Genomic DNA, 13,294 nt, shown 5'->3' with positions numbered 1-13,294 from the left:
TACCACCTGAAAACAACAAGAAAGCAGGAGGTTTCATGTCGTGGAATGCCGTCACACCGCACCGCGCTCGGCTCGGCGAAGGCCCGTTCTGGGACGAGCAGGGCCAGGCGCTGTATTGGGTGGATATCATCGGCCAGCAGGCGTTACGCCTGAAAGACGGGCAACTGCACACCTGGCAACTGCCTGAGCCCGCCTCGGCCTTTATCCCGTGCGCCAGCGGTGATGCGCTGGTGACCCTGAGCAGTGGCGTGTATCGCCTCGACCTCGATTCGGCGGCGAGGGATCCACGCCTGACCTTGCTCTGCGTCGCCGACCCGCAACCGGGCAACCGTGCCAACGAAGCCCGTTGCGATGCCCAGGGCCGGCTGTGGCTGGGCACCATGCAGAACAACATCGGCGAGCACGGTGAAGACTTGCCGGTGCTGCGGCGTTCCGGCGGCCTGTTCCGGGTCGATGCCGACGGGCAGGTCACGCCGTTGCTGCAAGGCTTGGGCATTCCCAACACCTTGCTCTGGAACGACGCCGCCACCCATGTGCATTTCGGCGACAGCCTGGACGGCACGCTCTATCAATATCCGATTAATGAACAGGGCCAGCTCGCACCCGCTCAGGTCTGGTTCGGGCCTCACTCCCGGGGTGGCCCGGACGGCTCGGCCATGGACGCCGAAGGCTATATCTGGAATGCCCGCTGGGACGGCAGCTGCCTGCTGCGGCTGACGCCGGACGGCGAAGTTGACCGGGTGATCGAATTGCCAGTCAGCCGTCCCACCAGTTGCGTGTTCGCAGGCCCCGACCTCAAGACCTTGTACATCACCAGTGCCGCCAGCCCGCTGAATCAACCGCTGGACGGCGCGGTCCTGGCGATCGAGGTCGATGTCCCGGGGAAAACCTGTCACCGCTTTGCAGGATAACCAACAGGCTTTACCGCTGTTTAACGCATTCAAATACAACAACAAGGAGTCACCCTATGAATCGTCGTCGTGGTATCCGTTCCCTGTGCTGCGCCGCTGTGGCAGTGTCGGCCGTCAGCCTGAGCAGCCTGTTACTGGCGGCCGAGCCGGTGAAAATCGGCTTTCTGGTCAAGCAGGCCGAAGAGCCGTGGTTCCAGACCGAATGGGCCTTCGCCGAAAAAGCCGGCAAGGACAAGGGCTTTCAAGTGATCAAGATCGCCGTGCCCGACGGCGAGAAAACCCTTTCGGCCATCGACAGCCTCGCGGCCAACGGCGCCAAGGGCTTTGTGATTTGCCCGCCGGACGTGTCCCTCGGCCCGGCCATCATGGCCAAGGCCAAAGCCAATGGCTTGAAAGTGATCGCCGTGGATGACCGCTTTGTGGATGCCAAAGGCAACTTCATGGAGGACGTGCCTTACCTGGGCATGGCCGCCTTCGAAGTGGGCGAGAAGCAGGGCAGCGCCATGGCCACTGAAGCGAAAAAGCGCGGTTGGGACTGGAAAGACACCTATGCGGTGATCAACACCTACAACGAACTCGACACCGGCAAAAAACGCACCGACGGCTCGGTCAAATCCCTGAAGGCTGCGGGTATTCCGGACGATCACATTCTGTTCGCCGCCCTCAAGACCCTCGACGTACCCGGCAGCATGGACGCCACCAACTCGGCACTGGTGAAACTGCCCAGCGGCGCGAAAAACCTGATCATCGGCGGCATGAACGACAACACCGTGCTCGGCGGCGTGCGCGCCACCGAAAGCGCCGGCTTTGCCGCCGCCAACGTCATCGGTATCGGCATCAACGGCACCGACGCCATCGGCGAGCTGAAGAAAGCCAACAGCGGCTTCTTCGGCTCCATGCTGCCCAGCCCGCACATCGAGGGTTACAACACCGCAAGCATGATGTTCGAGTGGGTCACCACCGGCAAGGAACCACCGAAGTACACCGCGATGGATGAGGTGACGCTGATCACCCGCGAGAACTTCAAGCAGGAGCTGGAAAAGATCGGTCTGTGGAACTGAAGACCGCTGACGTTTCCCGGCGGCCCTGCTGACAGGGCCGCCTGACCTGTGTGACGAGGTGGTTATGCACGCGCAACAGAAACACCCCCCCAGCACCGGTGCCAGCCTGTGCTTCAACGATATCGGCAAGACGTTTCCCGGGGTCAAGGCGCTGGATGGCATCAGCTTCAGCGCCCACCCGGGGCAGGTTCACGCCTTGATGGGCGAGAACGGCGCGGGTAAATCCACGCTGCTGAAAATCCTCGGCGGCGCCTATGTGCCAAGCAGCGGCAGCGTGCAGATCGGCGCGCACACCATGGCCTTCAAATGCGCGGCGGACAGCATCGCCAGCGGTGTCGCGGTGATCCACCAGGAGTTGCACCTGGTGCCGGAAATGAGCGTCGCCGAAAACCTGTTCCTCGGGCACCTGCCGGCCAGCTTTGGTTTGATCAATCGCAGCGCGTTGCGCCAGCAGGCATTGGCGTGCCTCAAGGGCCTGGCGGATGAAATCGACCCCCAGGAGAAAGTCGGTCGCCTGTCCCTGGGCCAGCGCCAGTTGGTGGAAATCGCCAAGGCGCTGTCCCGTGGCGCCCATGTGATTGCGTTCGACGAACCCACCAGCAGCCTGTCAGCGCGGGAAATTGACCGCCTGATGGCAATCATCGGTCGTCTGCGGGACGAGGGCAAAGTGGTGCTGTACGTGTCCCATCGCATGGAAGAGGTGTTCCGCATCTGCAACGCGGTGACGGTGTTCAAGGACGGCCGCTACGTGCGCACGTTCGAGGACATGAGCAGCTTGACCCACGATCAACTGGTGACCTGCATGGTCGGTCGCGACATTCAGGACATCTACGACTACCGGCCCCGCGAGCGGGGTGCGGTGGCGCTCAAGGTCAATGGCTTGCTGGGCCCCGGCTTGCGCGAACCGGTGAGTTTCGAAGCCCATCAGGGCGAGATTCTCGGCCTGTTCGGGTTGGTGGGCGCCGGGCGTACCGAGTTGCTGCGGCTGCTGGGAGGCCTTGAACGCAGCAGTGCCGGCAGCCTCGATTTGTGCGGCGATGCGTTGCGCCTGCGGTCACCCCGTGACGCCATCGACGCCGGTATTTTGCTGTGCCCCGAGGACCGCAAGAAGGAGGGCATCGTGCCGCTGTCCAGCGTCGCCGAGAACATCAATATCAGCGCGCGCGGTGCCCATTCGCGCTTTGGCTGGTTGTTGCGCAGTGGATGGGAGAAAGACAACGCCGCCACGCAGATCAAGGCGCTGAAGGTCAAGACGCCCACGGCAGCGCAGAAGATCATGTACCTGTCCGGCGGCAATCAGCAAAAGGCGATTCTCGGGCGGTGGCTGTCGATGCCGATGAAAGTCCTGCTGCTGGACGAGCCCACCCGGGGCATCGATATCGGCGCCAAGGCCGAGATTTACCAGATCATCCATGACCTGGCGGCTCGCGGCATTGCGGTGATTGTGGTGTCCAGCGACCTGATGGAGGTGATGGGCATTTCCGATCGCATCCTGGTGCTGTGTGAAGGCGCGATGCGCGGCGAGATGAGCCGCGAACACGCCAATGAATCCAACCTGCTGCAAATGGCCCTGCCGCGCCAACGCGCCGCGAGCCAGGGGAACTGACGAGGTGACTATGACAAGCCAAAACACTGCTGTGCCCACGGCGCGCAAACCGCTGGACCTGCGCAGCCTGCTCGACAACTGGGCGATGCTGATGGCGGCGGTGGGGATCTTCGTGCTCTGCACCTTGCTGATCGACAACTTCCTGTCGCCGCTCAATATGCGCGGCCTGGGCCTGGCGATCTCCACCACCGGGATTGCCGCATGCACCATGCTGTATTGCCTGGCGTCTGGGCATTTCGACCTGTCGGTGGGCTCGGTGATTGCCTGTGCCGGGGTCGTGGCGGCGATTGTGATGCGCGACACCGACAGCGTTTTGCTCGGCATCGGTGCCGCACTGCTGATGGGCCTGGTGGTGGGGTTGATCAACGGGATTGTGATCGCCAAGCTGCGGGTGAATGCACTGATCACCACGCTGGCGACCATGCAGATCGTGCGCGGCCTGGCCTATATCTTTGCCAATGGCAAGGCGGTGGGCGTCTCCCAGGACGGGTTCTTCGTCTTCGGCAACGGCCAGTTGTTCGGGGTGCCGGTGCCGATCCTGATCACCATCGTGTGCTTCCTGTTTTTCGGCTGGCTGCTCAACTACACCACCTACGGGCGCAACACCATGGCCATCGGCGGCAACCCGGAAGCCGCGTTGCTGGCGGGGGTGAACGTTGATCGCACCAAGATCATCATCTTTGCCGTGCACGGAGTGATCGGCGCCTTGGCCGGGGTGATCCTTGCTTCGCGCATGACCTCCGGGCAGCCGATGATTGGCCAGGGTTTCGAGTTGACGGTGATTTCTGCCTGCGTGCTGGGCGGGGTGTCGTTGAGCGGCGGGGTCGGCATGATTCGCCACGTGATTGCCGGGGTGCTGATTCTGGCGATCATCGAGAACGCGATGAACCTGAAGAACATCGACACCTTCTACCAGTATGTGATCCGCGGCTCGATCCTGCTGCTGGCGGTGGTGATCGACCGCATGAAACAACGCTGATCCCTGCGCAAGCGCTGATCGTTCCCACGCAGCGCGTGGGAACGATCAAGCGGGTTCAATCGGCGGAGAATTTCAGCACGGTGTTTTGGGTGTAGGTCTGGCCGGGATCGAGGCGGGTTGACGGGAAGTTCGGCTGGTTGGGGCCGTCGGGATAATGCTGGGTTTCGAGGGTGAACGCGCTCCAGTGGGCGTAAGGTTTGCCGCCCTTGCCCTTGATCGAGCCGTCGAGGAAGTTGCTGGTATAGAACTGTACGCCGGGCTCGCTGGTATAGAGCTGCAAGCGCCGCCCGGACTGCGGGTCGTGAACCTCGGCAGCCACTTTGCCGACATCACCCTGGGTATCCAGCACCCAGTTGAAGTCAAAGCCGCCTTGTTTCGGTTCGGCGAATTTCAGCTGGGGATGATCATCCTTGATGTGCTGGCCGATGGCGGTGGGCTTGAGAAAGTCCATCGGTGTACCGGCCACCGGGGCCAGTTCGCCGGTGGGAATCAAGGTGCTGTTGACCGGGGTGTAATGGCTGGCGTGCAAGGTGGCCAGCTGTTTGAGCACGTCACCGTTACCGGCGCCGGCGAGGTTGAAGTAACTGTGGTTGGTGAGGTTCAGCACGGTGGGTTTGTCAGTGGTGGCCTTGTAGTCGATGTGCAGCTCGTTTTTGTCGTTGAGGCTATAAGTGACATCGACTTTCAGGTTGCCGGGAAAGCCCATCTCGCCGTCCTTCGACAGGTAGCTCAGGGTGACGCCCACCGAGTCCTTTTGCTTGACTGGCTGGGCTTTCCACACCTGCTTGTCGAAGCCCTGCGCACCACCATGCAGGGAGTTGGGGCCGTCGTTGAGGGGCACTTGATAGCGTTTGCCGTCCAGCTCGAAAGCGCCCTTGGCCAGGCGATTGCCAAAACGCCCGATGGTCGCACCAAAGAACGCGGTGCCGGCCTGATAGCCCTGGACGTTGTCGAAGCCCAGCACTACATCGGCGAACTGGCCGTGTTTGTCCGGTACCTTAAGCGACTGCAACACAGCGCCGTAGGTGATCACCGTGGCTTGTACGCCATGGCTGTTGCGCAACACGTACTGCTCGACGGCGGTGCCGTCATTGGTTTTGCCGAAGGGTTTGTGTTCGCTGGACAGGCCAGCCGCCTGAGCGCCGACGCTGGCTATTGCCAACGAAAGGCCGAGGCCGGTAAGCAGGAATCGGGATTGCCGCATGACTGAGCTACCTTTTATTGTTGTTGATTAAATAGTTCGACTATTTATTGTATTTCGATCAGATGCAGTGCTGATATATAGACAAAATCGCAAAATTTGCAATATAAAATAAGACTAAATACAGCGGAGTGACCGTCACATGAACACTGAACAACAGGCTGGCGCACAGGCGATGTACCCGGACCTGCGAGATAAAACCGTGCTGATTTCCGGCGGCGCTTCCGGGATTGGCGAATCCATGGTGCGCGCCTTCGCACGCCAGGGTGCCAAGGTTGCGTTCGTGGACCGGGCGCAAGGGCAGGGCGACCGCTTGGCGGCCATCCTGTCGGCCGAGGGGCATGCCGTCGAATTCGCCCATTGCGATATCACCGACGAGATCGCTTACAAAGCCGCGATAGCGTGCCTGGCGCAAAGCCTGGGGCCGATCGACGTGCTGGTGAACAATGCCGCCAACGACGTTCGGCACACCCTGGATGAAATCGATTCAGAGCGGTTCGACCAACTGATTTCGGTCAACCTGAAGCACGCATTTTTTGCGGCCCGAGCCGTGGTGCCGATGATGAAGGCCGCCGGCGGTGGGTCGATCATCAACCTGGGCTCCATTGGCTGGATGATGGCTTCCAGCGGCTACCCGGTCTACGCCGCCAGCAAAGCCGCTGCCCACGGCATGACCCGGGCCCTGGCGCGGGAGCTGGGCCCGAGCCGGATCCGGGTCAATACACTGGTGCCAGGCTGGGTGATGACCGAAAAACAACTGGCGATGTGGGTGGATGATGCGGCCCGGGAACTGATCGCCCGCAGCCAGTGCCTGCCGGGCAGTGTGCAGCCGGAACATATCGCCAATATGGCGCTGTTTCTCGCCTCTGATGTGTCGGCGATGTGCACCGCCCAGAACTTCATTGTGGACGGTGGTTGGGTCTAGACCGGGAAGGGCAACCATCTCGGATGCAACGAATCGTCGCCCGGGGCCTCATACAGTAACGAACGGTGGTGCATATGCAGCCACCGCAACCGACTACTTCATGGGTGCAGGTGATTGATTTATGACGGACGCCGATAAGAAACATGTGGCCTGGCTGGTAGAACAATCGATGCTGCAGGCCGCAAAGCAGCGCGCCAAACTCTATTCGGGGCAAGGCAGATTGTGGCAACAGCCGTATGCCCATACCCGGCCCCGTGATGCTTCAGCCCTGTCGTCGGTGTGGTTCACCGCATACCCGGCCTCCATCATCACCCGTGAAAACGGCAGCGTACTGGAAGCCCTGGGCGATGAGACGTTATGGCACGCGCTGTCAAAAATCGGCATCCAGGGCATTCACAACGGCCCATTGAAGCGCTCGGGGGGTCTTTCGGGCACCGAGCACACCCCCACGATTGACGGCAATTTTGACCGCATCAGCTTCGACATCGACCCGCAACTGGGCACCGAGGCCCAATTGCAATCCCTGGCCCGCATGGCCGCCGCGCACAACGCGGTGATCATCGACGACGTGATCCCGTCCCACACCGGCAAAGGCGCGGACTTCCGCCTGGCCGAGATGGCCTACGAAGACTACCCCGGGCTCTACCACATGGTGGAAATCCGCGAGGAAGACTGGCCATTGCTCCCCGAGGTTGCCGAGGGCCGAGACGCCCAGAACCTCAGCCCGCTGCAGGTCGACGTGCTCAGGGACAAGCACTACATCGTCGGCCAGTTGCAACGGGTGATCTTCTTCGAGCCCGGCGTCAAGGAAACCGACTGGAGCGCGACCGATGTGGTGATCGGCGTGGATGGCAAACCCCGGCGCTGGGTCTACCTGCACTACTTCAAGGAAGGCCAACCGTCGCTGAACTGGCTGGACCCGACCTTCGCCGCGCAGCAGATGATCATCGGCGACGCCCTGCATGCCATCGACGTGATGGGCGCGAAGATCCTGCGCCTGGACGCCAACGGCTTCCTCGGCGTGGAGCGCAAACTCGAAGGCAACGCCTGGTCTGAAAGCCATCCGCTGTCCATCACCGGCAACCAGATCCTCGGCGGTGCGATTCGCAAGGCAGGCGGTTTCAGCTTCCAGGAACTGAACCTGACGGTGGACGACATCGCCGCCATGTCCCACGGCGGCGCCGACCTGTCCTACGACTTCATCACCCGGCCGGCATACCAGCACGCGTTATTGATGGGGGATACCGAGTTCCTGCGCCTGATGCTGCGGGAGATGCACACCCTGGGCATTGATCCCGGCTCGCTGATCCATGCCTTGCAGAACCATGACGAACTGACCCTGGAACTGGTGCACTTCTGGACCCTGCACGCTCATGACAGCTACCTGTATCAGGGCCAGACCTTTCCCGGCGGCATCCTGCGCGAGCACATCCGCGAGCAGATGTACGAACGCCTGGCCGGCGAACACGCCCCCTATAACCTGAAGTTCGTGACCAATGGGGTGTCCTGCACCACCGCCAGCATCATCACGGCGGCATTGGGCATTCGCGACCTTGAAGCGATTACCCCGGCGGATATCCAGCAGATCCGCCAGATTCACCTGCTGCTGGTGATGTACAACGCCATGCAACCGGGAGTGTTTGCGCTGTCGGGCTGGGACCTGGTGGGTGCACTGCCGTTACCCGCGGAGGAGGTCGCTCACTTGATGCTCGATGGCGACACACGCTGGATCCATCGCGGTGCCTATGACCTGGTGGACCTGAATCCGGAGGCGGAGCAATCCGCCGGGCAGATGCCGCGTCCGAAGACCTTGTATGGCAGCCTGATCAGCCAATTGGCCGACCCGGATTCGTTTGCCTCGCAGTTGCAAAGAATCCTCGCCGTGCGCCGTGCCTACGACATCGCCGCCAGCCGCCAAATCCTGGTGCCGGACGTGCAGCACCCGGGGCTTCTGATCATGGTGCACGAACTGCCGGCGGGCAAAGGTACCCAGATCACCGCGCTGAACTTCGGCTCCACACCGATTACGGAGACCCTGCACCTGCCCAATATTGCGCCGGGCCCGGTGGTGGACATCATCAATGAGCGGGTGGAGGGCGATCTGACGCCCGAGGGGGATTTCACCATCACCCTGGATGCGTACGAAGGGTTGGCGCTGCGGGTGGTGATCTGACCCACTGACCCACTGACCCACTGACCCACTGACCCACTGATCCACTGATCCGCTGAACCACTGATCCACTGATCCACTGACCCACCGATCCACTGTAGGAGCGAGCTTGCTCGCGAAGAACCTGAGGGCGCCGCGTTCATTCTGAATGCCCGCGTCATCGTTAACGTCCTTCGCGAGCAAGCTCGCTCCTACACGGGGACTGGTTGCTTCGCCTCCTGATGGTGCGTGGAACCTATGAACATATACATCGCCGGCACCATGAACAGTGTCAGCACGGTTCCGATCGACAACCCGGCAAAGATCACCAGCCCCATGTCATGCCGTCCCGCCGCCCCGGCGCCGGAGGCCCACACCAGCGGCACCACGCCCAGCACCATCGCGGCAGTGGTCATCAGGATGGGGCGCAGACGCACGCCAGCCGCTTCTTCTATCGCCTCACGCTTGCTGTGACCGGCACGCTGCAGCTCGTTGGCAAACTGCACGATCAGAATCCCGTGCTTGGTGATCAACCCCAGCAACGTCACCAGCCCCACCTGGGTGTACACGTTGATCGAGGCGAACCCCATGGTGATAAACGCCAGCGCGCCGAAGAGTGCAGGGGGCACCGAGAACAGGATCACTATCGGGTCGCGGAAGCTCTCGAACTGGAACGCCAGGGCCAGGTAGACGATCAGGATCGAGAACATCAACAAGCCGAAGAACCCGCCGGACTCCTGCATGAACTGGCGGGATTCACCGGAGAAGTCCGAGGTGTAGCCCGACGGCGCAATGTTGGTCAGGATGGTGTTCAGTTTCGCCAGCAGTTCGCCCTGGGCCACGCCGCTGACGCCCGACAGGGTCGCCGAGTTGAGTTGCTGGAAGTGGTTGATCGACTCCGGCTGGGTCGTGGTTTCGATATGCGCCACCGTGCGCGCCTGGATCATGCTGCCGGATGGCGTGCGAATGTAGTAATCGAGAATCTGGTCCGGGTTGAGCCGGTCAACCTGCAACACCTGGGGAATGACTTTGTAAGAGCGCCCGGCCGTGGAGAAGTAGTTCACGTAGTTGCCCCCCAGAGCGGCGGACAACGCCGCACCGACGTCGGCCTGGGTCATGCCCAGTGCGGCAATTTTTTCCCGGTCCACCACCAGCTTGGCTTGTGGCTTGTCGAGTTTCAGGTCCATGTCGGAGAAATAGAACAGCTGTTGTTTCTGCGCCTCGGCCACCACGGCCTGGGCGACTTCATTGAGGTTTTCCACCGAGTCGGTGGTGGTGATCACAAACTGCACCGGCAAGCCCTGGGCGCCCGGCAGTGACGGCAATGGGAAGGCCGCGATGGTCGCACCTGGCACCTGGTTCCATTTTTGCTGCAGGTCCAGGATCAGTTGGGCCTGGGAGCGTGTGCGGTCGCCCCAGTTTTTGAGCAGCACACCGCCCAGGCCCTGGTTGAGGATCGGCAGCCCGGTCAGCTGGAACATCTGCGCGTATTCAGGCTCTTTGTTGGCGATCTGGAAGGCCTGGTCGGCAATCCGTTCCATCTGCTGCGGCGAGGCGGTCGGCGGGCCTTTGATCTGCATGAACACCAGCCCCTGGTCCTCGGTGGGCGACAGTTCGCTTTTAGCGGTCATGCCACTGGCGGCCACCAGCAGGAACAGCACAAAGCCAAACGTCACCAGCACCGGCCACACGTTCAGGCCACCTGAGAGCACGCGGTGGTAACGGCCGCGCAACCCGTCAAAGTACTGATCGAGCTTGCGGGCGAAACGACCTTCTTCCTGCCCGGACTTGAACAGCCGGGAAGTCATCATCGGCGAGAGCGTCAACGCCACCACCGCCGACACGGTCACCGCGCCCGCCAGCGAGAAACAGAACTCCTTGAACAGTGCGCCGGTAAGGCCGCTGCGCAGCCCGATGGGCACGTACGCGGCAATCAACACCACCGTCATCGCGAGGATCGGCCCACCCAGTTCCCGCGCTGCAACCAGCGAAGCCTCCAGTACGCCTTTGCCTTCTTCCTTGATGTGCCGGTCGACGTTTTCCACCACGATAATCGCGTCGTCCACCACCAGGCCGATGGCCAATACCAGTGCAAGCAGGGTCAGCAGGTTAATCGAGTACCCCAGCAGGTACATGATGAAGAAGGTCCCCACCAGCGACAGCGGGATCGCCACCAACGGCACGATTACCGCGCGGAATGAGCCGAGGAACAGGTAGATCACCACCGACACAATGATCATCGCCTCGACAAGGGTCTTCACCACCTCATAAATCGAGGTATTGATGAACTCCGTCGAGTCGTACACGATCTCGCCGCGTACCCCGGTGGGCAACTGGGATTGCAGCTCGGGGAAGGCCTCGCGCACGCTGTCGGCGACCGTCAGGATGTTGGCATTGGGTGCCGTCTTGATACCGATGAACACCGAACGCTTGCCGGAAAACGCCACGCTGCTGTCGTAGCTTTCAGCACCGAGGGTGACGGTGGCCACGTCCTCCAGGTACACCAGGGCATCGCCTTTCTGCTTGACCACCAGCCGCTTGAATTCATCCACCGTGTGCAAGTCGGTCCCGGCCGTCAGGTCGACCGTCACCGTTTGCCCGCGGGTGGAGCCGACCGCAGAGAGGTAGTTGTTGTTGGCCAGGGCGGTGGACACGTCCTGGGCTGTCACGTTATGCGCCGCCAGTTTGGTCGGGTCCATCCAGGCGCGCAGGGCGAACTGGCGCCCGCCGAGGATTTCGGCGGTTTGCACGCCCTGGATCGAATCGAGCTTGGGCTTGACCACTCGCACCAGGTAATCGGTGATGTTGTTGGTGGGCAGGGTGTCGCTGTAGAAACCCAGGTACATGGCGTCTGTGGTTTGCCCGACTGCCACTGTCAGCACCGGCTCCTGGGACTGCGCCGGCAGTTGGTTCTTGACCGAGTTGACCTGGGTATTGATCTCGGTCAGTGCCTTGCTGGCCTCATAGTTCAGCCGCAGCGTGGCGGTAATCGTAGAAACGCCGGTGATGCTGGTTGACGACAAATAGTCAATGCCCTGGGCCTGGGCGATGGCTGATTCAAGCGGCTGGGTGATAAAGCCGGCCACCGTGGACGCGTCCGCGCCGTAGTAAGCGGTGGTGATGGTGACCACCGTATTTTCGGTGCGTGGCCATTGGTTCACCGGCAATTCGAAGATCGAGCGCAGCCCCAGGATCAGGATGAACAGCGAAACCACAATCGCCCAGACCGGCCGCTGAATAAAGGTATCGGTAAGCTTCATGGGACACCTTTAGTGTTCTTGGGGAGTCGGCGCAGGATCGTTCAGCGGCGCGGCGCTGTTGTCGACCTTCACCGGCGAGCCATTCTTGAGCTTCATCTGGCCGCTGGTGATCAGCAGATCGCCTTCCTTCACGCCCGACAGAATCGCCACCTGATCACCCCGGGTTGGCCCGGTCTTGATGAAGGTCTGTTGCGCCGTGAGGGTTTCCTCACCCTTGTCGTTCTTGCTCGATGTGGCGATGAACACCGTGGTGCCGTAAGGGTTGTAGGTGACGGATGTCTGCGGCACGGTGAGGTAGCGCTGCGTGGCACCGGAGGTGACAACGGCACGGGCAAACATACCGGGCACCAGGTTTTTCTTGGGGTTGTCGACGGTGGCTTCCACCGTGACGTTACGTGTGGTGGAGTCGAACTGGGTGTCGATGGTGCTGATCTTGCCGGTGAAGGTTTGATTCGACAGGCCGTCGGCCGTCACGGAAACCCCTTGGCCGATGGCGATGGCCTCCATTTGAGTCTGGGGTACCGTGAAATCGATGTAGATCGGATCGAAGGTTTGCAGCGTGGCGATCTTGTCGCCGGGGTTGAGGTATTGGCCGGGATTGACGCTGGTGATCCCGATGCGCCCGGCAAAGGGTGCACGAATGGTCTTTTTCGCCACCAGCGCGCGCTGTTGTTCGGCGGCGGCGAGTTTGGCTTTCAGGTCCGCAGTGTCTGTGTCGACTTGTGCCTGGGAGATGGCGTTGACCGCCAGTTGCGCCTTGTCACGCTTGAGGACGATCACCGCCAGATCAGCCGTAGCCTCCAGGGAATGCAGTTGCGCGATGTCCGAGTCGGCATTCAACTGCACCAGCAGCGCTTGCGCCGCCACCTCTTGCCCCGGCGTAAAGCCGATGGTGCGCACGATGCCGCCCACTTCAGTGGTCACATCCACCCCTCGGACCGCTTTCATTGAGCCCACGGCGGTGACATTCGGTTGCCAGTCACTGAACGGCACCTTCATGGCCGTGACCACGGAGGCGGGCAAAGGCGCTTTTGACTGAGTGATGAGCGCCGAAATCTGCACGAACTTCACCCCGGCAATGATCGCCACAATCACCAGCACCACCACGATCATGATGAGCATCGGCCGCCACAGTCGACGCTTGCGCGGTGCGCCGGGTTCGGGTGGCAGGGGAGAAGCGGTAATGACATCAGCCATGGGTG

At 61.5% G+C, this 13,294-nt stretch carries 9 protein-coding genes; 6 read left to right on the top strand and 3 right to left on the bottom strand.

Going from position 1 to position 13,294, the window contains the following annotated elements:
- Nucleotides 1–35: 35 nt before the first annotated feature.
- From ACUN0G_RS29125 to araH, 4 genes are all read left to right on the top strand, one after another.
- Complete coding sequence (locus ACUN0G_RS29125; protein WP_445575046.1) at nt 36–911, top strand: SMP-30/gluconolactonase/LRE family protein; 876 nt, start codon at nt 36–38, stop codon at nt 909–911.
- Between the two features lie 56 nt (nt 912–967).
- Nucleotides 968–1,972 (top strand): substrate-binding domain-containing protein, encoded by a 1,005-nt coding sequence (locus ACUN0G_RS29120; RefSeq protein WP_445575045.1) that lies wholly within the window; start codon nt 968–970, stop codon nt 1,970–1,972.
- A gap of 64 nt (nt 1,973–2,036) precedes the next feature.
- Entirely contained in the window at nt 2,037–3,578 is a 1,542-nt protein-coding gene (araG, locus tag ACUN0G_RS29115) for an L-arabinose ABC transporter ATP-binding protein AraG (protein WP_445575044.1), read from the top strand.
- 10 nt (nt 3,579–3,588) lie between these two features.
- Nucleotides 3,589–4,557 carry an L-arabinose ABC transporter permease AraH gene (gene araH / locus ACUN0G_RS29110; protein ID WP_258346086.1) on the top strand — a complete coding sequence of 323 codons (969 nt, stop codon included), beginning with the start codon at nt 3,589–3,591 and terminating at the stop codon, nt 4,555–4,557.
- A 55-nt stretch (nt 4,558–4,612) separates the two neighbouring features.
- On the opposite strand, the gene ACUN0G_RS29105 is transcribed toward araH, so the two are convergent.
- Nucleotides 4,613–5,761, bottom strand: a complete 1,149-nt coding sequence (locus tag ACUN0G_RS29105) for an aldose epimerase family protein (protein WP_421524390.1) — start codon at nt 5,759–5,761, stop codon at nt 4,613–4,615.
- A gap of 139 nt (nt 5,762–5,900) precedes the next feature.
- Between ACUN0G_RS29105 and ACUN0G_RS29100 the strand changes: the two genes are divergently transcribed.
- Nucleotides 5,901–6,683, top strand: coding sequence for an SDR family NAD(P)-dependent oxidoreductase (locus ACUN0G_RS29100; RefSeq protein ID WP_258346090.1), 783 nt, complete (start codon nt 5,901–5,903; stop codon nt 6,681–6,683).
- Nucleotides 6,684–6,804: 121 nt separating this feature from the next.
- The gene (gene treS, locus ACUN0G_RS29095) at nt 6,805–8,856 is read left to right on the top strand and encodes a maltose alpha-D-glucosyltransferase (RefSeq protein ID WP_445575043.1); all 2,052 of its coding nucleotides are present in this window, start codon (nt 6,805–6,807) and stop codon (nt 8,854–8,856) included.
- A gap of 188 nt (nt 8,857–9,044) precedes the next feature.
- Here the strand turns inward: treS and ACUN0G_RS29090 are convergent, their stop codons facing one another.
- Nucleotides 9,045–12,092, bottom strand: a complete 3,048-nt coding sequence (locus ACUN0G_RS29090) for an efflux RND transporter permease subunit (RefSeq protein WP_421524392.1) — start codon at nt 12,090–12,092, stop codon at nt 9,045–9,047.
- 9 nt (nt 12,093–12,101) lie between these two features.
- Nucleotides 12,102–13,289, bottom strand: coding sequence for an efflux RND transporter periplasmic adaptor subunit (locus tag ACUN0G_RS29085; protein ID WP_445575042.1), 1,188 nt, complete (start codon nt 13,287–13,289; stop codon nt 12,102–12,104).
- Between the last annotated feature and the right edge of the window lie 5 nt (nt 13,290–13,294).

It is taken from the genome of Pseudomonas sp. 32A (assembly GCF_052682255.1).
This window is presented reverse-complemented; position numbering and strand designations above follow the sequence as displayed.

What these genes read in the sequence shown, in the direction of transcription:
- ACUN0G_RS29125 (WP_445575046.1), top strand. Translation starts at nt 36, where the DNA reads ATGTCGTGGAATGCCGTCACACCGCACCGCGCTCGGCTCGGCGAAGGC.
- ACUN0G_RS29120 (WP_445575045.1), top strand. Translation starts at nt 968, where the DNA reads ATGAATCGTCGTCGTGGTATCCGTTCCCTGTGCTGCGCCGCTGTGGCA.
- araH (WP_258346086.1), top strand. Translation starts at nt 3,589, where the DNA reads ATGACAAGCCAAAACACTGCTGTGCCCACGGCGCGCAAACCGCTGGAC.
- treS (WP_445575043.1), top strand. Translation starts at nt 6,805, where the DNA reads ATGACGGACGCCGATAAGAAACATGTGGCCTGGCTGGTAGAACAATCG.
- ACUN0G_RS29085 (WP_445575042.1), bottom strand. Translation starts at nt 13,289, where the DNA reads ATGGCTGATGTCATTACCGCTTCTCCCCTGCCACCCGAACCCGGCGCA.
- ACUN0G_RS29090 (WP_421524392.1), bottom strand. Translation starts at nt 12,092, where the DNA reads ATGAAGCTTACCGATACCTTTATTCAGCGGCCGGTCTGGGCGATTGTG.
- araG (WP_445575044.1), top strand. Translation starts at nt 2,037, where the DNA reads ATGCACGCGCAACAGAAACACCCCCCCAGCACCGGTGCCAGCCTGTGC.
- ACUN0G_RS29105 (WP_421524390.1), bottom strand. Translation starts at nt 5,761, where the DNA reads ATGCGGCAATCCCGATTCCTGCTTACCGGCCTCGGCCTTTCGTTGGCA.
- ACUN0G_RS29100 (WP_258346090.1), top strand. Translation starts at nt 5,901, where the DNA reads ATGAACACTGAACAACAGGCTGGCGCACAGGCGATGTACCCGGACCTG.